This window comes from Kitasatospora sp. NPDC089797, from assembly GCF_040684795.1.
Lineage (GTDB): Bacteria > Actinomycetota > Actinomycetes > Streptomycetales > Streptomycetaceae > Kitasatospora.
Window position 1 is genome coordinate 187,451 of sequence record NZ_JBFBGS010000001.1, and the last position, 21,947, is coordinate 209,397.

Annotated in this window: 11 protein-coding genes; 4 read left to right on the forward strand and 7 right to left on the reverse strand. The window is 71.1% G+C overall.

Annotated elements, in window-relative coordinates:
- A complete protein-coding gene (locus AB0O91_RS00860; RefSeq protein WP_363426840.1) occupies positions 1-1,191 on the forward strand; it encodes a saccharopine dehydrogenase NADP-binding domain-containing protein in 1,191 nt (396 codons plus the stop codon).
- Positions 1,192-1,315: 124 nt separating this feature from the next.
- Positions 1,316-1,999: an alpha/beta hydrolase gene (locus AB0O91_RS00865; RefSeq protein WP_363426841.1), complete on the forward strand. Its 684-nt coding sequence runs from the start codon at positions 1,316-1,318 to the stop codon at positions 1,997-1,999.
- Between the two features lie 103 nt (positions 2,000-2,102).
- Here AB0O91_RS00865 and AB0O91_RS00870 read toward each other — a convergent pair whose 3' ends face one another.
- The 4 genes from AB0O91_RS00870 to AB0O91_RS00885 form a co-directional block, all read right to left on the reverse strand.
- Positions 2,103-2,822: an alpha/beta hydrolase gene (locus AB0O91_RS00870; RefSeq protein WP_363426842.1), complete on the reverse strand. Its 720-nt coding sequence runs from the start codon at positions 2,820-2,822 to the stop codon at positions 2,103-2,105.
- 266 nt (positions 2,823-3,088) lie between these two features.
- Positions 3,089-3,670: a rhodanese-like domain-containing protein gene (locus AB0O91_RS00875; RefSeq protein WP_363426843.1), complete on the reverse strand. Its 582-nt coding sequence runs from the start codon at positions 3,668-3,670 to the stop codon at positions 3,089-3,091.
- 54 nt (positions 3,671-3,724) lie between these two features.
- Positions 3,725-4,474: a sulfite exporter TauE/SafE family protein gene (locus AB0O91_RS00880; protein WP_363426844.1), complete on the reverse strand. Its 750-nt coding sequence runs from the start codon at positions 4,472-4,474 to the stop codon at positions 3,725-3,727.
- Positions 4,471-4,845, reverse strand: coding sequence for a rhodanese-like domain-containing protein (locus AB0O91_RS00885; RefSeq protein ID WP_363426845.1), 375 nt, complete (start codon positions 4,843-4,845; stop codon positions 4,471-4,473). Before AB0O91_RS00885 ends, AB0O91_RS00880 begins: the two co-directional genes overlap by 4 nt.
- Before the next feature lie 365 nt (positions 4,846-5,210).
- Between AB0O91_RS00885 and AB0O91_RS00890 the strand changes: the two genes are divergently transcribed.
- Positions 5,211-6,584, forward strand: coding sequence for an MBL fold metallo-hydrolase (locus tag AB0O91_RS00890; RefSeq protein WP_363426846.1), 1,374 nt, complete (start codon positions 5,211-5,213; stop codon positions 6,582-6,584).
- Positions 6,585-6,892: 308 nt separating this feature from the next.
- Here the strand turns inward: AB0O91_RS00890 and AB0O91_RS00895 are convergent, their stop codons facing one another.
- The 3 genes from AB0O91_RS00895 to AB0O91_RS00905 are packed head-to-tail and all read right to left on the reverse strand — an operon-like array spanning position 6,893 to position 21,318.
- Complete coding sequence (locus tag AB0O91_RS00895) at positions 6,893-17,173, reverse strand: LysM domain-containing protein (protein WP_363426848.1); 10,281 nt, start codon at positions 17,171-17,173, stop codon at positions 6,893-6,895.
- 9 nt (positions 17,174-17,182) lie between these two features.
- Positions 17,183-18,448, reverse strand: coding sequence for a hypothetical protein (locus AB0O91_RS00900; RefSeq protein ID WP_363426849.1), 1,266 nt, complete (start codon positions 18,446-18,448; stop codon positions 17,183-17,185).
- Complete coding sequence (locus AB0O91_RS00905) at positions 18,445-21,318, reverse strand: hypothetical protein (protein ID WP_363426850.1); 2,874 nt, start codon at positions 21,316-21,318, stop codon at positions 18,445-18,447. Before AB0O91_RS00905 ends, AB0O91_RS00900 begins: the two co-directional genes overlap by 4 nt.
- 276 nt (positions 21,319-21,594) lie before the next feature.
- Here AB0O91_RS00905 and AB0O91_RS00910 point away from each other — a divergent pair, with 276 nt between their 5' ends.
- Complete coding sequence (locus AB0O91_RS00910; protein WP_363426852.1) at positions 21,595-21,936, forward strand: hypothetical protein; 342 nt, start codon at positions 21,595-21,597, stop codon at positions 21,934-21,936.
- Positions 21,937-21,947: the final 11 nt, after the last annotated feature.

Here is a 21,947-nt window from a genome sequence, read left to right on the forward strand (position 1 = left end):
ATGAAGGTGCTCGCCCTCGGCGGCGCCGGCGGGATCGGCCGGGTCGCCGCCCGGGTCACCGCCCGGCTCCCCGGCGTCCGCGAGCTGGTGATCGCCGACCGCGACCCGGCGGCCGCCCGCCGCACGGCCGCCCTGCTCGCCGCCCGGGCACCGGAGCCGGGCACGGCGGTGAGCGCCCGCCGGGTCGACGTCACCGACCGGGCCGAGCTGCACGCCGCCCTCGACGGGATGGACGCGGTGCTCAACACCGTCGGGCCCTACTACCGCTTCGGCCCCGACGTACTGCGCGCCGCGATCCGCACCGGGACGGACTACCTGGACGTCTGCGACGACTGGGAACCCACCGTCGCCATGCTGGAGTTGGACGACGAGGCGCGCGCCGCCGGGGTCCGCGCGGTGATCGGGATGGGCGCCAGCCCCGGCGTCAGCAACCTGCTCGCGGTCCGGGCCGCCGCCCTCCTCGACACCCTCACCGACGTCCACACCGCCTGGCCTGTGGACGTCGGCCCCGAACCCGCCACCACCCCGCCGACCGGCCCCGGCCGCACCCCGTCGGCCGCCGCCGTGCACTGGATGCAGCAACTCAGCGGCACCGTCGCGGTGGTGCGCGGCGGCCGGATCGTCCAACGGCCGCCGCTGGAACGGATCGTGCTCGACCTGCCCGGCGGGCACCGGGGCACCGCCTGCACCGTCGGACACCCGGAGCCCGTCACCCTGCACCGCAGCCTGCGGCCCGCCGGCGACGCGGCGAGCCTGATGGTGGTCCGGGCGGGCACCGCCGCCTACCTCGACGTGCTGCGCCGCGACCTGGACGCGGGCCGGCTCACCAACGAGGGCGCCGCCGTCGAGTTGGAGCGCCCGTCGCTGCGCCGCATCCTGCGGGCCGGGACCCAAGTGCTGCGCTTCGGTTCCCCGGGCACCCTGCCCGGCTTCTTCGCCGCCGCCACCGGGACGATCGACGGCCGGCCCGCGAGCGTCCTGGCCCGACTGACCGGCGGGGACGCGCTGATGGCCGACCTGGCCGAGGGCACCGGAGTCCCGGCCGGCCTCGGCCTCGCCCAACTGCTGGACGGCACGGTGCGCACCCCGGGCGTGCACCCGCCGGAGACGGCCGTCGACGCGGAGCGCTTCTTCGCGGACCTGGCGCGGCACCGACCGGGGGTGGGGGTGTCGGTGGAACTGGGGGTCTGAGGCCGGAGTCGGGGTCAACGCCGTCCCCATCCCCATCGCCATCGTCGTCAGCGTCGTTGTCAGACCCTCCCGCTAGCGTGCCGACGTCGGATCCGACGACCCTTCACCCCTCGCGAGGTCATCCGTGGACATCCTGCTCATCGCCGGTCTGTGGCTCGACGGGTCCGTATGGGACGACGTGGTGCCCGAACTGACCGCGCTCGGCCACCGTCCGGTGCCGCTCACCCTTCCCGGCCAGGGCGACGGCAACTCCTCCGCGACGCTCGACGACCAACTGGCCGCGGTGCTCGCCGCCGTCGACGCGGCGCCGGGGAAGCCCCTGGTGGTGGGGCACTCCGCGGCGACCACCCTGGCCTGGCTGGCCGCCGACGCCCGGCCGGAGAAGGTGGCCAAGGTCGCCCTGATCGGGGGCTTCCCCGCCCCCGACGGGCGGGCGTACGCCGACTTCTTCCCGATCGAGGAGGGCGCCATGCCCTTCCCCGGCTGGGGCCCGTTCGAGGGGCCGGACTCCGCGGACCTGGACGGGGCTGCGCGCGAAAGCCTCGCCTCCGCCGCGATCCCCGTTCCCGAGGCGGTCGCCAAGGGCGTCGTCCGGCTCTCCGACGAGCGGCGGTTCGACGTCCCCGTCCTGCTGCTGTGCCCGGAGTTCACTCCGGACCAGGCGAAGGAGTGGATCGCCTCCGGGGAGGGCCCGGAACTCGCCCGGGTCGCCGACCTGACGTACGTGGACCTCGCCTCGGGCCACTGGCCGATGGTCACCCGGCCGCGCGAGCTGGCCCGGATCCTGGCGGAGGCGGCCGACGCGTAGGGCGGTGGGCCGGGGCCCGCCCCCGGGAGGGGCGGGCCCCGGCCGGCCACCGTCACCGGCGATCGGCGGTCATCCGCGATCGGCGGTCACCGGCCGCCCGGTGTCACTTCAGGTGCCGGTCGTAGAAGCGGCCCCCGTCCTCGAGTTCGAACCACGGGGTGCCGATGTGCCCGCCCGTGTTGGCGTGCAACGTCTTCTGCTTGCTGCCGAAGGCGTCGAACAGGTCCAGGGCGCGCTGCCGGGGATTGCCCTCGTCGTCCCACTGGAGCAGGAACAGCAGCGGGATGGTGATCTGCCGGGCCTCCTCGCGCTGGGCGAGCGGTACGTAGCCCCCGGCGAAGAGGCCGGCCGCCTCGATGCGCGGATCGGTGGCCGCGAGGTGGATGCCGACGGCCGTCCAACCCGAGTACCCGACCCGCCCGTTCGTCTCGGGCCGGTCCAGCAGGGCGTCCAGGGTGGTGCGCCACTCCGGGACGGCGTTCGCGACCAGCGGGCCGACGAAGGACTCGAAGATCCCGTCGACCGGCTCGCCCGCCTGCATGGCCCGGCGGAGCTCGGCGCGGGCCCGGTCGTCGGCTTCGGAACGGGGCCGCTCGCCGCAGGCGGGCGCGTCGATGGTGGCCACCGTGTACCCCTGGGCCGCGGTGTACCGGGCCCGGGCCAGCAGGCGGGGCTCACGCCGGGGCAGGCCGTTGTTGTGGGCGATCAGGATCAGTGGGGCGGGCTCGGATCCGGACGTCCAGAGGGTGCCGGGGATCTCGCCGAGGGTGAATTCGCGTTCGAGGACGCCGTTGTCGAGGCGCTGCTCGGAGGTGAACTTCATGGTCGTGCCTTTCGGGAGTGCGCTGAGAGGCGCTCCCGGACGACCTATCGCCCGGCCGTGACCCCGGAGGGGAGCACCCACGTCGTAGTTGCGTTCACGGGTACCACCTCCTTGTTCTCTCGCACGGCCACCGGAAAGCTAGCACCGGTCGTCACGGTCCGCCAAATGGATTTCCGCCCGGGCCCCGCGGCAGGTCGGGGCCCGGGCGGTGACCGGTTGAACCGGACGGGGCAGCACGGATCGGGGCGTGACCGCGGCCGGCCCGGTCAGCGGTCGAGGGCGGAGAGGGTGGCGAGGGTGTCGTCGAGGGTCGGGGCGCCCGGCCGGGCGCGGTTGTACGGGAGTCTGCCGAGCAGGGCCCCCATCGCACAGCTGTCGGTGAGCGCGGAGAACACCAGCCCGGCGCCGATCGCGGCCGACACCCAGCGGACGCCGGGCAGCGCGATGTCGACCAGCAGGCCGAGCAGCACGATCGAACCGGCCGTCAGCCGGACCTGGCGGTCCATCGCCCAGACCGGGCGGGCCCCGGCCACCCGGTCGACGGGGTGGCCGGCCGCGGTCCAGGCCCTGGTGCCGCCGGTGACGACCAGAGCGGTGACCCCGGCACCGGCGAGCTGTCGGCAGGCGTGCTCGGCGCGCGGACCGGCGGCGCAGACGACGGCGAGTTCGCCGCTGCCGGCGGCGGCGCGCAACGCGGGCAGGGCGCGGTCGAGTTGGTCGAGCGGGATGTTCAGGGCGCCCGGGATGTGGCCGCCGGCGTACTCGCCGGGGGAACGGACGTCGATCACGGTGAGTCGGCCGAGGCGGAGCTTGAGCTGCTCGATCTCGATGCTGCGGGGCGTGGTCATGGGGGAGTGGGGTCCTCTCGGGCGGGGGGAGTGAGGTGGGGGAGAACGGGCCGGTCAGCCGAGGGTGGTGACCAGCATCAGGAGGGCGACGCCGAACAGCGCGACCGCGAAGGCCCGTTGCAGGGTCCGTCCGCTGAGCTTGTCGGCGAGCCGTTTGCCGTCCCAGGCGCCGAGGATCGCGGCGCCGGTGAAGGGCGCGGCCACGGCCCAGTCGATCGAGCCGGTCGCGCCGAGACGGGGGAGCAGGGCCGCGAGGGAGTTGGCGGTGATGACCAGCAGGCTGGTGCCGACGGCCTCGGCCATGGTGAAGGCGAGCACCGAGACCAGGGCGGGTACGGCGAGGAAGCCGCCGCCGACGCCGAGCAGTCCGGTGACGGCGCCGAGCCCGGCGCCCGCCGCGGCGGAGCGGGTCGGTCCGGCGGCGGCCCGGTCCTGCTGATCGGCCTTGCGGGGCACCAGCATCCGCCAGGCGGCGAGTGCCGCCAGCACGGCGAAGGCGCCGGTCAGCAGCGCGCCCGGCAGCCGGGCCGAGAGCGCCCCGCCGGCCGCGGCGGCGGGTAGTCCGGCGGCGGCGAACAGCGCCCCGGTGCGCCAGCGCACCCGCCCGGCCCGGGCATGGGCGAGCAGGCCGGTGAGCGAGGTCGCCGCGACGATCACCAGGCTCGCGGTGGTGGCCAGTGCGGGGGAGAAGCCGAGCAGGTAGACCAGCGCGGGCACGGCGAGCATGCTGCCGCCGCCACCCAGTCCGCCGAGCGCCAGCCCGACCACCGCGCCCGCGCCGAGGGCGAGCAGCAGCGTGGTCATATCACCCGCCCGCTGCCGCCGTCGGGAGTGGTCACTGGCAGGCCGGCCTGCGCCCAGGCGCTCATGCCCCCGACGACGTTCCACGCCTCGACACCGCGCGCGGCGAGCAGCTCGGCGGCGCGCTGGGAGCGGTTGCCGGAGCGACAGACCGCCAGCACGGTGCGACCGGCGGCCTCGGGCGGCAGCGGGGCCCCGGCGGCCAGGGCGATCAGCGGCAGGTGCAGGGCGCCGGGGGCGTGGCCGGCGGTGAACTCGGCGGCCTCGCGGACGTCGAGCAGCACCGCGGTACCGGTGTGTACCAGCGCGTGGGCCCGGGCGGGCGTGAGCTGGCCAGGGGTGGTCGCGCCGGGGTCGGACGGCAGCGGGGGCATGGGCTTCTCCAGGGTGGTGCGGGCCGGGCCGCAGCGGTCCGGCGCGTCGGGGGCGCCACGGTCCGGGCGGTGCCCGACGCGCGGTCGTACCGGGTTCGGGCCGCCGGTTCCGTGCTGCGTGCTGCACGGGCGGGCGGCGTGGTCTCTGCTCGGCGCCCGCCCGGGCCCGTTCGGGCCGGGTCCGGCGGCGGCCGGATTCCCCCGTCGACGTCCACCATAGTACCCCCGGGGGTATTATCAAATCCTTCCGCGATACCCCCGTCCGTATCGGCCCTGGAGGCCGTATGCTGGCTTCTATACCACGGGGGGTATCGCTGAGATCACGACCGCGCCGCGCCACCCGGCGCCGCCCAGGAGGATTCCCCGTGTACTTCGCGCAGTTCTACCTCGACTGTCTCTCCCAGGCCTCGTACCTGATCGCCGACGAGACCACCGGCCGGGCGGTGATCGTCGACCCCCGCCGGGACGTCGACGAGTACCTCGCCGACGCCACCGCTCGCGGCCTGACCGTCGTCGGCGTCATCAACACCCACTTCCACGCCGACTTCCTGGCCGGCCACCTGGAACTGGCCGACCGCACCGGCGCCTGGATCGGCTACGGGCACCGGGCGGAGACCGAGTACCCGATCCGCAAGCTCACCGACGGCGAACGGATCGAACTCGGCGACGTCACCCTCCAGATCCTCGAAACCCCCGGCCACACCCCCGAGTCGATCAGCGTCCTGGTCCTCGAACAGCCCGACGACGCCGTCCCCTACGGCGTGCTCACCGGCGACGCCCTGTTCATCGGCGACGTCGGCCGCCCCGACCTGCTCGCCTCCACCGGCGTCACCGCCGACGAGCTCGGCGCCATGCTCTACGACAGCGTGCACCGCAAGCTGCTGGCCCTGCCCGACGAGACCCTGGTCTTCCCCGCCCACGGCGCGGGCTCCGCCTGCGGCAAGAACCTCTCCACCGACCGCCAGTCCACCATCGGCCGCGAGCGCGCCACCAATTACGCCTGCGCGCCCATGGACGAGCCGACCTTCGTCGCCCTGGTCACCGCCGGCCAGCCCACCGCCCCCGGCTACTTCGGCTACGACGCCGACCTCAACCGCCGCGACCGCGAGCTCTTCGACCCGGCCGCCGTCCGCGCCCTGACCGCCGACGGCTTCCTGGCCCGCCGCGCCGACGGCGCCCTGGTGGTGGACGGCCGCGACCCGGCCGCCTTCGCCGCCGGACACCTCACCGGCTCGCTCAACGTCCCCGCCGACGGCCGCTTCGCCGAACAGTCCGGCACCGTCCTCACCCCGGACCGCGAGATCCTGGTCATCGCCCCGGAGGAGCGCGGCGCCGAACTCGTCACCCGCCTCGCCCGGATCGGCTTCGACAAGGTCGCCGGCCACCTCGCCGACCCGGAGGAGCTCTTCCTCACCCACCCCGAGCTGATGCGCCAGGGCGCCCGGCTCACCGTGCACACCCTGCGTGCCGAACTCGTCGGCGAGCAGCCCCCGTTGGTCGTCGACGTCCGCGGCGCCGCCGAGCGCGAGACCGGCGCCATCCCCGGCTCGCTCCACCTCCCGCTCGCCGAACTCCCGGCCCGCCACGGCGAACTGCCCACCGACCGGCGCATCGTCCTGCACTGCGCCGGCGGCAGCCGCTCCTCCATCGCCGCCAGCCTGCTGCGCCACCACGGCCACCCGCACGTCTACGACCTCATCGGCGGCTACGGCGCCTGGGCGGCCACCCCGACGGTGTGACCGCACCCGGCCGTACCCGGAACGAGGGAGTCCCCGCCGCTGCGGCGGGAAACCGACCCAACGGCGCTCCGCCCGGGGGCGGGCACGGCCGCAGGACGCGGCCCGAGATCCGGACCATCGACCGGGTCGGTCGGCGGCCTGCGCGGGCGGGTTCCGAACCCGAACGCCGCTGCGCCGAGTGCTACCGCACGCCCCGGGAGAGCCCGGAGCGGGCGGTCATCGAGATCGTCGTCGACCGCGCCCTCGGCCGTGGCCGAGCCGCCCTCCCCGAGCGGCGGGACGGCGGCTCAGCCACGGTCGTTCGAGGACTAGACCAGTCGGTTCACCATGACGAAGAGGTCGCGGATCGTCAGCAGCGGCATGGAGTGCTGTGCCTCCCCGCCGGCGAAGACCTCCAGTCGGAAGGTGACCCTCGCGCTGTCGTCGTTCACCGGCCGGTACGTCGCGCGGAAGTCCTCCACACTCCGGGCCACCTGGTCGATCCAGCCGGCGGAGTCCGTCGCGGTGAGGGGCAGCAGACTGATCGGCAGGACCGTGAGCGGCAGCTCCGGGATGTCCTTCTGGAGGCGGAACGCATAGGCCGCGGAGAGCTTCACGGCCACCGCGAGGTTCCCGCTGTCGGCGAGCAACTGCTCGACGAACTCGGTGAGGTAGCCCTTCACGGTTCTCTGCGCGACCGTCAGCGACCCGAGGTCGTACGAGTCATGGGCGATCAGCGGTACCACCGGATCGGCGAAGGCCACCGTGGGGGTGGTGAACACGAAGCCCGCGGCCGTCGTCTTCTCCGGCACCAGGTCCTCGTTGCGGACCACCTTGACGGAGGCGTGGCCGTCCTGGTGGCTGAAGACCCCCAGTTTGGAGAAGCCCACGGAGCGCTCGGCGGGCGCGTCGGCGTAGCGGAGCTCGACGCCGTCCTGGTCGCGGAACTCCCACGCGTACTGGGCGCCCGGCGGCGGCGTCACCGGCTTCGGAGTGTAGGTCGGCCAGGCGACCCGGACCTGTGGCTCCGGCGTCTTCGCCTTGTCGCAGTAGACGTCCACCCGGGCCCGGCCCGCGTCCTCGCTCAACCCGAGCTGGAAGTCGTACTCGATCCGTCGCGGACCCTCCCCTCCGGTGAACGCCCTCGGCCCGGCCTTGGCCCACTTCTCGTAGGCGTTCGCCAGTTCGGTGGTGAGCCGGACGAGGGCCGCGAGGGCGGATGCGCCGTTGACCACCTCGGTGTCCGTGGCCTTGGCGTCGGCGCCGACCGGGCGCAGGTAGGTCTCCAGGTCGGCGTCGACCTCCGGGTGAATGGTGGTGAACTGGGCCAGGGCGGCGAACAGTTCGGCTTCGGCGTCGGCGACCCGCGCCCTGGTTCGGCCGGCGGTGTTGAAGACGACGTGGGCGTGGACGCGGTCCTGGGCGGCGCTGTCGTAGCGGTAGTCGAAGGCGTAGTCCCACTCGGTCAGCTCCCGCGGTGTCAGCCCGGCGCCCCGCTTCGGGAACCCCTTCTCGTCCCGCGCGGTCGGCAGGGCGGTCTGGTCGGTGACCGAGGGCGGCTGCGGCAGCTCGCGCAGCACCACCGGGAAGTCGATCGACCCGAGCGGGACCGTCATCGGGCCGGTCACCCAGGTGATCCAACGGCTGCTCCGGTAGTCCTCGATGCCCGCCACGTTCCTGATGTCGTGTTCCAGGTGGGTCACCGGGTACTGCACGTCGAGCCGGACATGGGTACGGGCGGTGGCGTTCTTGGACTCGAACACGAAGGCCAGCCGGCTGTCCCCGGTCCCGCTCTGCGGGGTCAGCGCGATCTTGGCGGTGGACAGGGCGAAGTCCTGCACCACCGCGCTCTTCTTGCCGGGATCGCGCTGCGGTTGCCCGTAGAAGCGGGGGGCGTCGGTGACGCCCGGAGGCAGTGGCTCCCGGACGCGGGCGTCGGTGATCGGCAGGACGGTGACGGCGCTGACCGTGTAGGCCGCTCCGAGGTGATCCAGGAGTGCCTGTTCCATCTTGTCGGCGGCGGCGGTCAGGGTGAGGCCGTCGGTCGGGCTGTCCACCAGGATCGGGGCGACGGTGGCGGCGATCGCCGCCGCGAGCCGCTTCTTCTGTTCGAGGATCTGCGGCAGCGCGCCGTTGCGCTCCGGGTCGGTGGTGGTGAGCTGGTCCACGATGCGCGCGGGGGAGGTGAAGGTGGGACTGAGGAAGGCGTCGATCGCGGTCAGGGCCCGCCGGGCCCAGACGTTGGGGTCGATGCCCGTGAAGGTGAGGGATCGGGAAGCCGGGGTGAACGGCTGTCCGGTGGTGTACCGGCCGATGGTCGCGGTGACCTCCCGCAGCGCGGTGGCCAGCGGCTTCGGGGCGTAGAAGCCGGGGCCGCCCTGAACGGTGCAGCCGAGGCCCTTTCCCGGCGTGAGGCCCATCCGCACGGCCCACAGCGTGGCGCCGTCGTCCGCTCCGTGCGCGGTGGTCGCGGCCGAGGTGCCCACGCGGAACTGCCAGTCGGCGGTGCGGAAAGCCTCCTGCATGCCCTCGGCGAAGGTCCGTAGCGAGACCTCGGTGCTGTCGTCAGCCCCCCCGATCGGCATGATCGCCGTGGTGTCCGCGTGGACCGGGGTGGCCCGCAGGGCGGGGTCGACCAACTCGTCCCGGCGGGTCAGGGTGAGGGTCAGGGTGAGCGGCACGATGTCGTCGGCGGTGAGGTCCTTCAGGTCCAGGGCCGTCGTCAGATCGATGCGGGGAGCCGTACCACCGCTCTGCCCGGCGGCCCGCTTGCCCAGGTACGTGACGCAGTGGGCGACGAAGGACCGCAGCTGCGCCGCCTGTTCGGCGGTCAGCGGCTGCTCCGGGTCCTTGAGCAGGCTGTTGGTCCAGGTCAGGGCCATGGCGTTGCCGCTCAGCCCCGGCACGCCGGCGCCGGTGTAGTCCTGGTTGAGCTGGTAGTAGACGGTGGTGAAGGTCCGGAGGTCGTTGACGGCACGTTGCTGCCAGTCGGGCAGGCCGGTGGCGAGGATCCGGGCGCGGGGGTCCGTGTCGACGGTCGGCTCCTCGTAGGCCTCGGTCATCAGCCGGAGGCCGACCGCCAGGGTGGGGGAGCCGGCCTCGCCCTGGTAGGAGTAGCCGGAGCGGACGTTGGGCCACTGGGCGAGGCCGATCAAGCGGTCCTCGTAGTGCAGCGGGTCGGGCCTGCGGTCCAGCGGGCCGGTGGAGTCCGCGGCCGGAGCGTCGAAGGGCGTGACCGCCAGGTTGCCGAAGACGTCGTGCCAGCACAGCCGGAGCTGGACCGGCGTGCCGACCCCGGCGTACGGGTTGTCCGCCCGGGCCGGCAGGCCGCTGGACGGCTCGACGTCGGGTGCGGGGTTGACCTTGGCACAGCTGCGGAAGCCCACGGTCTGCCGGTAGGACTGCTCCGGCGCTCCCTTCAGGTCCAGCAGCAGCGCGCGGGCCGCTTCCCGCCTGCGCAGCGACCTCAGGTGGGGGCCGTCCTCGGAGGCGTCGACCGGCCCGGCCGGCAGTCCCCGGGGGCTCGCGGTGAAGAAGGCGTTGCCCTCGACTCCGGGGGAGAGCAGGGAGAACAGTTGGCCGAGGGTGGTGGTGGAGAACTCCGTGATCTGCTGGTCCGTCGGGTTCTCCGGCAGGTCGCCCGGGGCGCCCGGGGTGGCGCGGGTGAGCCTGATGCCGGTGTTGCCGGTGCCGAGGACGGGGGAGACCGTCAGCTCCTCGGAGTCGGTCAACGGCTGCGTCGTGGCGGGGAAGATGCCCGGTACGTCCCGGGCACCCCAGCCGAGCTCCTCGGCGGAGGTCCCGTAGTGCTCGACGAGTCGCTGCAGGGTGTCCCCCGAGGCGGTGACCCGGGTGATCGGCGGGATGCGCAGGGCCGTGCCGAGCCCCGGGACCACGCCGGGGTTGTACGCGGCCAACTGCTCCCTGGTGATCTGCTGGGCGGCGTTCTCGGACCAGTGGGCCGCGACGGCGGCCAGCGCGTCCCCGGTCGCCAGGTCCTTGGCGTCGATCTGGTGCAGGCCGTCCGGAACGGGGACCTTCAGCCCGGCGGACAGCGGCACCGTGGCGTTCAGCCGGGCGAGGACGCCCGGGTCGGTGCCGTGGAGCGCGGCCAGGTCGGCCAGCGTCTCGTGGCCGCCCAGAGCGCCGGCCCGGGCCCGGGAGGACCGGGAGCAGAAGGTCAGCGCGGCGTGCTCGGGGTCGATCGCCCCCGTGGTGAGCAGGGAGTTGACGTAGCCGGTGAGCCGGCCGTCGCCCGGTTGCCCGCCACTGCCGTCCCGGCGGTAGGTGATCACCAGGGTCAGGGTGGCCGTGCCGCTGCTGTCGAAGACCGAGTCGGGCAGGCCGACGCCCTCCTGGGGGACCTGGTAGTAGAGGTAGTAGCCGCCGGTGCGGACCGTGGACAGCTCCCACAGCAGTCGCACGACCTCGGCCGGCGGGGTGACGATCCCGCGTGCGGGCTCCTCGCCGGCCCGGCCGATGCGCAGGGAGGGAGGCGCGGTCTCGGTCGTCAGGTTGGTGCGGGTCAGGAAGGCCAGCACCTCGTCCGTGCCACGGCTGGTCAGCCCGGCGCGGCCGAGGCCGGAGTCCGGCAGCAACAGGAACAGACCGCTGATCAGGTCGATCGCCGGGGTGCCCTCCGTGCCGAGGGTGGTGAGCAGCCGCTCCAGCAGCGCGGCGTCGGCCGGGCTCGGGCCGGTCACCTGGTACGTGAAGGGCGCCAGCGGGGCAGGCCCGCCCTTGTTGCCGCTGTCGGGCGGCAGGACATCGTTGGCCTGCGGGGTCTGCGGTGCCCCGCCGTCGGTCTGGGCGAGCTTCTTCACCTGGAACTGCACGCGCGTCGCGTACACGTAGTCGGACACCGGCGTGAAGACGGCGTGAGCGGTCGTCGGGTCGGCCGTCGCGGTCTCGGGGGTGAACAGGGGGAGGTAGGGCAGGGCCCGCGCGGGGGTGAAGCGGGCCGCCAGCGCGGCCTCGCGCTGCTCGACGTGGCGCAGCAGGCTGGGCGGGAGGTCCCACAGCAGCGGCTGCGCCTGTGGGGCGGCAGCGGCCGCCCGGGCGATGGCGGCCGAGCTGGCGAGGGCGGTGAGCGCGGCCTGGTCGGAGGTGGACCACGGGGTGGCCGACTGGGCGGCGTACCGCTTGCCCTGGGCAGTGGCGGAGGGCTGGAGTTCGAGGGTCGGCTTCGGGTCGTAGCCGTTCTTCCGGGCCCAGTCGCGGACGTGGCGCAGCCGACGCGCCGGTTCGGAGAGGTCCATGGTGGCCGCAGCCTCGGAGAACGTGAGCCAGTCGAGACCGGGGCCCTTGCCCAGGGTGATGCCGTAGGCGGTCGGGATCGTCTCGGGCACCGGGAACTGCTGCCCGCTGAGCTGGTAGAGGCCGTAGTCGGCCTGGTCGGTGGGATAGCGGAACTCGTTGAGCGTGAGTCCGTCCAGCTGGGGCAGCCGCATCCCGTGCAGGGAGTAGCGGGCCGCCATGCCCGCGATGTGGGCCGGTTGCCCGTCGGCGTTGATCGCGGCGAGCACGTCCGAGAGCAACAGCTCCTCCAGGTCGGGCAGGTGGAGGGCATCGGCGTCGAACAGCCCGGTGACGCCCTGGTTCTCCGCGTCCTCCACCAGGGTGGCCAGCGGTGTGCCGAACCGCTGGGCGACGGCCTGGAGGGAGTCGCCGCGGTCGGTGGTGTACCTGATCACGGGGATGTCGACGGGGACGGCCGGCGCCAGCAGATCGGTCCTGGCCACCAGGGCCGTGTCAGCGCTCAGCTGCTCGACGGTGAGTCCCAGGGCCGCCGCCACCGAGCTGACGGAATCACCCGGCTGGGTGGTGTACGGGCCCTTGCCGGAGCTGCTGATCACCGCACCGGCCGCGACCAGCCCGTGCCGGTCCTGGTTGAGGCGCAGCAACTCCGCCGGGTCGCACCTCCAGTGCGGAGTCGAACCGGTGCCCGAGTAGCGGGCGGCGATGCCGGTGAGGCTGTCGCCGTTCTGCACGGTGTAGGCGGGACAGTCGATCCTGAGCTTCTTGCCGGGGGCCAGCGCAACGGTGGCGTTCGGCAGTGCCACGTCCAGCGCGGTCAGGTGCTCGTTGCCGCGGCCGTGCGCCCAGTCGAGGACGGCCTTGAGTCCGTTGGCCTTCTCCGTGAGCGGGTAGCGGTAGTCACCGAACGAGTCCGCTCCGGTCTGGAGCAACTGGCGGATCACCAGCCGGAACCAGTCCTCGAACAGGTACTGGGCGAGGGGCTGGGTCCGGCTGCCCGCCGTGATGTCCTCCGCGACCGGCGCGCTCCTCCGCTCCTGCTCCACCTGGGCCGCCAACTCCTCGAACCACCTGCCCAGCCGCTCACGGTAGGCGGCGTCGATGGTGGTGTAGCGATCGAGGGCGATGGTCTCGGTGCCGTCGCCGGCGGGGAACGTCACCGTCAGGCCGGCGAAGGCGGGGAAGGTCGTGGCCCCCTTGTCGAGGGCGCCGTCCTTGGTCGCCGCGGCGACGGTCACGGTGAAGCCGGCGCTCAGCAGCTTCTGCTCGACGTCCGCTTCCGTGAACGTCGCCTGCCCTGATCCGAACGCCTCGACGAGTGCCTGGAGTTCGGCGCGTTGCACGGGCTCGGTGAGCACCGCGTCGAGGTCCACCTCGGTGCCGGTCAGGTTCCGGTGGGCGTCGATCACCCAGGGCAGCAACGCCTCGCAGAGCGACTGGAACGAGGAGCCGGACGCGTTGCCGTCCCCGGTGGCGGCGGGGGCGTCGGTGGCGAGGAGCAGGACGAACGACCCCTGCTGCTCCGCGGCCGTGGATCCGGCCTTCGGGGCGTGCACGGTGTACTGGGGGGCGGGGCGCAGCGTGATCGTCGGCTTGCCGCCCGTGCGCTTCACGGTCTTCCAGACCGGATCCGCCGTGACGGTCGGGAGCTCCAGGGCCCTGGACCTGGTGAGGGCGCGCGAGCCCCACGGCGGGTTGTGGTCGGAGGTGCGCAGGGTCAGGTCGGCGGTGACGGTGGTGGCGAAGGAGAAGTGCAGGTCGAAGCTGAACAGCCCGAGGTCGACGGTCAGCGAGACCGCGACGCGGACGGAGGCGGAGGCGGAGAGCAGGATGTCCGCGTACGCCTCGTACACGATGCTCGCCGACAGCTTGACCGAGACGTCCACGCTGCCCTTGATGACGCCGAAGTCGACCGCACCGTACAGCTGCCCGCTGAGCCCGAAGGTGCCGCGCAACCGGAAGAAGTAGTCGCCCTGCAGGGCGCTGGAGCGGGTGGCGAGCGCCTTCTCGGGCTCCCAGCCGGCGATGATGCCCTCGATGATGCCGAACGCCGTGACGCTGAAGCCGGCCTTGAGCGGACCCTTCTCGATGGTCTTCCCGACCCCGAGCTGGAGTCCGATGCCGAAGGTGGTGGCCGTACCGAAGGTGCCGTTGGCGTTGGCGGGCAGGTCGTTCTTGGCGCCGACGCTGAGGCGGCCGAAGTAGAACCCGGCGGACCCGAGCACCGGGATGCCCGCGATGATCGCCTGGACGGTGAAGGAGCGGGAGAAGTCCATCCGGTACGGGAAGCCGAAGTCGATCAGGAAGTCGCCGTTGGTGTAGATCCGCACCCCGATCGAGGGGAGCGTGACGGAGAACGCCCCGAAGTCCAGGTTCCGCAGGGAGTTGGGGAAGGTGAAGTCGAGCCCGTAGACCCCGATGTCGTCGGTCACCTTCTTGTACATGATGTCCAGGACCAGCCCGTCGAGCACCTTCGCCTTCTCCCCGTTGAGGGCGAGCCGGAGGCCGTACAGGTTCGGGTCGTTGAAGACGAGCTTGGCGTCGATGGTGCCCTTGAGGAGGAGGAAGTGGGCGGCGATCAGCCAGTTGGAGTCGGCGTCGTACCGCACCTGGCCCTTGGCCGCGTCATCGGGCTTCACCGGGCTGGTGTCGCCCTTGGTCCCGGGGATCTTCTCCAGGGAGGTGATGGTCTTCTCGACGTTGTCGAAGGCCGCACCGTTGATGCCGACCCGCTGGCCCAGCATCAGCAGTCGCAGGTCGAACCACTGGGTGCCCTGACCGGGGGCGGCGGGCAGGTTGGTGACGTCCTGGCCACCGGGCTTCATCAGCGGGGAGTTCTGGATGTCCCCGATCGTGGAGGAACCGGTGAGCTGGAGTGTCACCTTGCCCTGGTCGTTGCGGCGGAAGGTCAGCCCGGTGATCTTCAGGAAGACCAGGTCGATGGGGGAGGAGAGGGTGTACGAGGCCTCGATCGTTGGACTCTTGTCGCGGAGGTCGAAGGTGAGCTTCAGCCCGTCGAGCGAGATCTTGTCCAGCATGTCCCAGGGCGCGTCGAGGGTGAAGTACGGGTTGCCGAGGGTGCGGACGAGCGCCTGGACGAGCCCGCCGACGGTCCAGCCGGCGAGACTGAGCGTGAGCTTCTTGGCGATGTTGTCGTACTGCCCGGTGACGCCCTCCCACTGGATCCACAGCACCTGGCTGTCCTTGCCACTGACGCGGCCCGGCGGAAGGGCCACGGCCCCGGCGAAGAGCGCGTCTTGGGCCATGGTGCCGAAACGGTAGCCGGCCGTCAGGTGGGTGCCGAGCGAGGGGAGGTACAGGTCCCCGACGACCTGCCCGGAGAAACCGGTGTTCGGGGCGTCGCTGTACTGGAGCCCGATGGTGGCCCTCGCCTGCGCCTTGCCCAACCAGGCGATCGTCCAGAGGAGCTCACCGGAGACCTGGTAGGTGCGCGGGGTGGCGGACGCCCCCGAGAGCAGTTCTGCGTCGGCATCGGACGGGATCACCCAGTAACCGTTGACGTACTGCGCGACCTTGCCCTTGGCCGTGGTCGGGATGGTGGCGTCGACGGCGAGCTTGGCGATGGTGAGGTCTTCGGGGAGCAGGTCGGCGGGCAGGTCGTAGGCCCGGAAGAACTGGTTCACCAACTCGCCGAGCTTCACGGGCCGGGCCAGCGCGGCGTGCAGCTCCCAGAGGCTGGACCTGGCGGCGCTCCGGTAGCGGACGGCGACGTCGGCGGCCAGCGGCCCGACCGCGAGGTAGCCGCTCAACTCGGCCCGGTAGGCGGTGGTACCGGGCTTCTTGCTCGGGGTCACCGCGCCGAGGAGGACGTTCATGTTCTCGATGGTGATCAGCGGCTTGCCGTCCACGCTGATGAAGGAGACATCGACGTCCACGTCCCCGGAGAGCGCATAGCTCTTCGACGGGGTGTCGACGCTGAGCCTGATGTCGGAGACCTTGACCGCCACCCCGTCAGGAGGCTGCACGGCCCCGTTGGTCACCCCGGTGATGACATCGGCCAGCGAGACACTGCCGTCGAACCGCCCCTGGAGGGAGAGGTTCTGGTCGATGGAGACCACGAAGGCGCCCTTGAACACCTTCGGCCACAGACTGAACCTGGCGGAGACCGAGACCAGGCTCGACCGGTTCTTGGCGCTCAGCGGATCGAGGACGGTCCAGTCGACGGCGAAGGCGTCCAGGGCGAACGCCTGGCCGTTGAAGGGGTCGGTGAACAACGGCACCTTGCCGTTCGCCCCCAGGACGACCTTGGCCCACGCCAGCCTCGCCGGGAGGGGCTCCAGAGGACCTCTGAGCGTCAGACCTTGCAGACCTACGGAGGCCAGCGCCCCCTGGAGCGGGGAAGGGACCAGGGACAGGGGATTCTGCCCGGTCGTGCGACCCAGGAGTGCCACGGCCTCGCTGAGCGAGAGGTTCGGCGCGCCTTCGGGCGCGATCAGGTCGATGGTGAAGGTCTTTCCCCAGGTGGAAACCGGGGCACGCAGCTCGTACGGTGTCCCGTTGACGTCCAGCTGAAGGGTCACCAGGAGCTGGACGTTCTGGTGGACCAGATTGTCCTCCGGTTCCCCGGACGTGGTCGTCACCAGCAGCCGAAGGCCCGGGGACTTCGCCTGCACCAGCCCGTCGAAGAGGTCCACGCTCTTCTGGGTTCGCACCGCTGTGAGATCCATGTGGGGATAGAGCACCACCGGCCCGGTCGTCTCCGGGGCACCCGCGACCTCGGTCACCCGATCCACCGCGATCGGCCCGGCGAGCACGACCTGCGGTTCCCGTTGCAGTGTCAGGAGGTCCAGATAAGGGCCGAGCTCGTCCGGATCGGCGAACCGGCCGACGAAGTTCAGGCCACGGCTCAGCTGGACCTCGATGGTCGGCTGCCACGCGTACGGCCCCGCCAAGGTGGTGAAGGCGAACGTCGGGTGGGTGTCGCTGGTGCAGGGGAAGAGTGTGAACGGCGGGCTCGTCATGGCGGTGAAGGTGTCCGAGAACGTCCATCCGCCGGTCATCTCCACCGCCACCAGCACGTCGACGGCTGTGGCGGCTCGGGTGAACAGCAAGGTGACGGACGAGTTCGCGGCATCGCGGCCGAGGAAGGAGACCTGGGCGCCGGTCACCTCGAGCTTGTCATCGGTAACCGGTCCGATGTCGGCGGAGCCGAGCCCGACCTGGAGACCTTGGGCGACGCCCAGCCGGAACGCCTTGCGCAACTGGGCGTCCAGGTCACTGGGCGGGGTCGCCCCGGCGGCCGTCATGAAGGCCGCGGAGAGGGAGATCGGCTTCCCATCCTGCTGAGCAGATTTCAGCGCATCGGACAGGCCGGTCAGGGGGTTGGGGGCCATGGTCGCTCTCTAGAACTCGATCAGGATCGGCAGGTGGTCGCTTGTTTCGTAGAAGGGCTGGTACGCGGCCCTGAACTTGGCTTCGACGGCTGAGGATTTCGGTCTGTTGCCTTCGGATTCCGCGGTGATCTGGTACCCGCTGGCAACGAGCTTTCTCAGCCTGAGGTGCTCCTCGTCGAGCGGAAACACATCGGTGTACGGGGCTCCGACCACCGGATTGAGGATCGTCAGGTTGGCGCCTTCGAGGCTCACTCCACGGGATTTGATGTAAGAATTGTCGAGACTGAAGTGGTCATTGACATCTTTTGTGTAGAAGTATCCTGGATATCTGGTCGTCTCGTTATTGCTACGGGGCCACAGGGACGCTGCAGCGCCCCTTCTGAGGGACGTTGAGAAACGAGATGGATATCCTCCGAAGACGCCTACGGTGTGGACGCTGTCAGTTGCCTTCAGAAGGAGTGTGTAGCGCAGGGGATCGTCGATCAGAGTGTTGAATTCGGTGTTGTACTTAACCCTGCCGTCCGTTTTGTCCAGCTGGACGGAGTTCAGGTTGAAATCGCCCAGGACGAGCCGCACTTCCCCGTCGTGGAGGTCTTCGGCGATTTCAGCCACCCGGGCCAGCGATCTGATGTAATCTGCGCTCTCTTTCCCCCTGGACCCGTGCACGGCAATGATTGATACAGATTTCCGAACCTTTCCCGGCTTGTCCACCGCTGCGAAGGTCGTGACATACGGCGCGTGCTTCTTCGGGCCACCGACCGCTTCGAGCACGTTGCCCGCAGAATCCGAGTAGGCCACTCGCGCGGCACACTGGTTCTCGCGGAGTCCGGGATTGTGAAAGGCGTCGTCGGGAATCTTCCGGTTGCCCATCGCATCCGCAAAATCCCGCTGGTATCCGGCCAGGGTCTTCTTCGGGTCCGGTTTCTCCGAAGTGCCGGTCCAAATGTTCGGCCCGGTGAAGTACCAGTGGTTCGAGTCGTAGAAGACCGCCACCGCCTCCCGTAGGCCGGTGTGCAGCGGAGGGACGAGCTTCCAGTCCCCGGCCGGGAAGTAGGTCTGGATCTCCGTTCTCTTCGTCAGGCATTCCTGGGGGCCGGGGTCAGTGGGGAGCAGCTTCCCCCTGTCCTCACTCTCGTCGGAGAGCACCTCGATGAGGACGATGAACTGCGGTTCTGCCGCCTGTACGACGTTCGCGATGTAGTCGGGATGCTTTGGTGCGGCCGATCCTCCGAGATTACTGATGTTCCAGCACAGAATGCCAACAGGCATGGTCATCCGTTCTTGACGTACGCCGCGTACCAGCCGAGTGCACCGTTCCCCTTCGGGTCGCCGAAGAGGAAGAAGTGGATGGCGACGCCGGGTGGGAGTTTCGCCAGGCCGAGGACGGACAGGCCGATGTTCGCGAGCTTGAGGACGAAGGCCTTCTGCTGGGTGCTGCCCGCGACGGGTTGGCGGAGCAGTTGCAGTCGGCCGATGGAGAGCTTCAGGATGCCTTCGAGGCTCAGCGCCTTCGCCCCCGGCGCCGCACCCGGGAGTTGCAGGCCGGCGAAGGCGGAGCAGGTGGGATCACCGGCCTTGGTCTGGGGCGACCAGGCGACCAACAGCCGTGAGGTGAAGCCGGCCTGGGAGACCAGCGCGCCCGGGGTGCCCATGGTGATCTTGTAGGCGATCCCGTACCACGGCCCCTTGAGCTGGTCGATCGAGGCGTCGAGGTCGACCGGGAGGTAGCCCAGGTCGCGCGGGCGCCGGTCGTCCGAGCCGATGTGGAAGCCGTCCAGTTGGAGGGCGAACGTCGAGAACAGGCTTCCCTCGCGCGCTGTGCTGGAGGTCAGGTGGAAGGCGAGCCCTGAGGCGTCGAAGGCGTAGGCGACCGCGTTGGGCGTGGCCACCGCCGATGTCAGGTCGAGGTGCAGGCCGGAGAAGGCGAGCCCGTCCGCGCTGGGTCTGCTCGCGCCGTCCTGCGCCGCGGGGCCGAAGGAGAGCAGGTCGAACGACTCGCCCTTCTGCAGACCGGGGAGTTCGGCGAAGGCCAGGCTGCCCCAGACCTGGAGGCGGCTGCGGATCTCGGCGTCCGCCCCGGCGCCCGGGGTCAGGGTGTTGAACTGGATCCGGTTGAACCCGACCGTCGGCAGGACGTTGCTGTCCAGCGTGAACACGGTGGGGGCGCTGCTCTCGATGACGTACGTCGGGGCGCCTCCCTGGTTCTGGTAGGTGCCCTTCAGCACGGCCGCGTTGGCGGGCTCGCGCCCGGTCGCCCCGTAGGTGGCCAGCACCCGGGAACCGAACAGCTCGTTGGCGGTGAGCTGCACCCGGCTGCGGAAGTCCGTCAGCACGGAGTTGCGGAACAGCGCCTGGAGTTGGAGGACGGTGAACCCGTACGGGCCGTCGACCGGCAGGGGCAGCGGCGCGTCCGGCGAGGACCCGTTGGCGACCGAGGCGCGGAACTGGGGGTGCTGGTAGTCGATCAGCCCGAAGCTGCTGCTGGGGCCGGAGATCCCGAGCGAGCCGTCCGGTGCGGTGACCGGCGTGACGGTGACGCCGAAGTGGTGGGCGCAGAACTGCTCGAAGTCGATCCCCGCGGCGAGGCCGCGCAGTTGGTCCGGCAGGCCCAGCGGATTCACGTCCGCGCGCAGGACCAGCAGGCCCTTCCAGTTCGGGTCCGTCGCGACCCGGGCGAACTCGGTGTAGAGCGTGTTGCCGTCCTTGGCCTCGCGCTGCGCCTGCTCGATGAACCCGGTCAGCCATTGGGACAGCCCGGTGAGTGCGCTGGCCGGGTCCGGCTGGTCGGGTAGGAGCGAGAAGTCCTCGGGGTCGCTCCACATGTCCGGGTTGGCGACGCGGTCGCGCAGCGTGCCGTCGCAGAACTTGAGGATCAGGACGTTCCGGTAGTCGCTACTGGTCGACGCCCGGCCGACGTTGGCGGTCATGGTCCACCCGCTGATCCCCACGGTGTTCCGGAACGCCGCGCCGCTGCCGGCGCCGAACGCCCCCAGATGCGTCGGGTCGGCGACGACCGCGAAGAGCTGGTTGGTCTGGAGCAGACTGATCAACTCGGCGTCGGGATGCTGGAAGGCGAAGTCCGGCTGTTCGGTGCGGGCCATGGTGACGGTCTCGTACCGTGCACCGTCGAGGGTGACCAGGAACCCCTGCGGTGTCGTCGCCGTCGTCAGCTTGCCCTTCTTGTCCCGGGTGGCCGCGTCCCGGACCGCCGCGCGCAACGCCTCCAGGGCGGCGGGGCGCACCGCCGCCTTGCGGGCCACCGCGAGCACCTGGCTCTCGAACGGGCCGAGCTCCTCGCGGGGGAACTGCGGGTCGCTCATCCGGGTGCCCACCCCGGACGACGGCACCAACGGGATGGCGAACCCCGGGCCGGCCGGCAACGGTACGCCGACGTTCAGGAAGTCCAGGACCTTGTGGGAGGTACCGGCCGCCGACGACGCGTAGAGCGGGTCGCTCTCCGGCTGCGCACGGTACTCGACCGGGTGGGAGTCCCCGGAGACCACCGTGGCGTAGGAGGTGCGCAGCCGGTCGGTCAGGGGAGGTGCCGAGTCGGCGGGCTGAGTCAACGACACATCCCTGTACGGAAATCGCTCCGCGAACGCGGGTCGGCCCGACATCAGGCGCAGCCTGTCGAAGACGGCTCCCGGTGCGGTGGTGTGAGTCCGGAAGGCGATGCGTTCGAGGCCGAAGACGCCGCAGAGCAGCTCCTGCTCGGTACCGGGCGCCGATCCGTCGACCGTCATCCCCCAGTCGCCGGTGAAGGTGAGGTAGCCGGCGTTCCTGTCCTTCCCGGTGAGGTCGGAGCGTTCGAAGACGAGACCGGCGGTGTTCGCCACGGGCTCGTCGTGGGCGTCGACACCGCCCAGCGGGATCAGGCTCACGGTCTTTCCCGGCGGCGTGCGCAGGTGACTGGCGTAGCCGATCGAAGCCTGGGGGGCGGAGAATGCGAACACGGTTCTCCGCAGCCCGTCCACCTCGTTCACGGTGGAGCCGGACTCGTTGAACGGGTCCAACGGGTCGAACGAGGCCACGTACGGCAGCTCGATCGGCGCGGTGCCGTCCAGTAGCGGGTAGACCTGGGTGATCAGCGAGCCTTCGGGGTCGCGATACGCGTAGCGGATGCCGCCCTCCAGCTCGATCAGCATGGACGAGAGCCAGAGCGTCCCGCCGATCAGAAGGCAGCCCGAATAGGGACCGCGAAGAGGAACCCGGGCTTTGGACGGGTCGATAGTGGGAACGCGTGACCAATTCTTCAGGACGATCTCGTCGGGCCCTGTGCTGGAAAGGACAAGCCCTGCGTCATCGCTCGATACCGTGGTTCCGATGGGCACCGACAGAGTGGCGCCGGCAGGGAGGAGCGGCCTGAAGTCGGAACTTGACTGCCAGGTGAGGATCTTCTTGGCGAAGGTGAAGGCGACACCTTGCCAACCTTCGGGTGGCGGCAGCGGGTCGGCAAGCCAGGCGCAAGCACGTTCATCGCTGCCGGTGAAACGCTCCAGGAAGAATCGCGTTTCCTCGATGAAGCGTTCTGCGTTCTCTTGCGTACTCAGGTCAGGGGCAGCCAGGGCGAAGAGGTAGTGGCCGTTGAAGCTGTCCAGGGAATCGCCGATCGAGATCCGCTCCGGTGGTTCTTCCTCGGTGCCGACGAGATATCCACACCAGCCCTTGTCGGTCTGGGTGCGGGGCATCTGATAGAGCTTGGAGTCGTGGATCCGAACGAATTGCTGGATGGTTGTGTTCACCCGGTGCGTCCTGTTCCGTGAAGCTGGGCGCG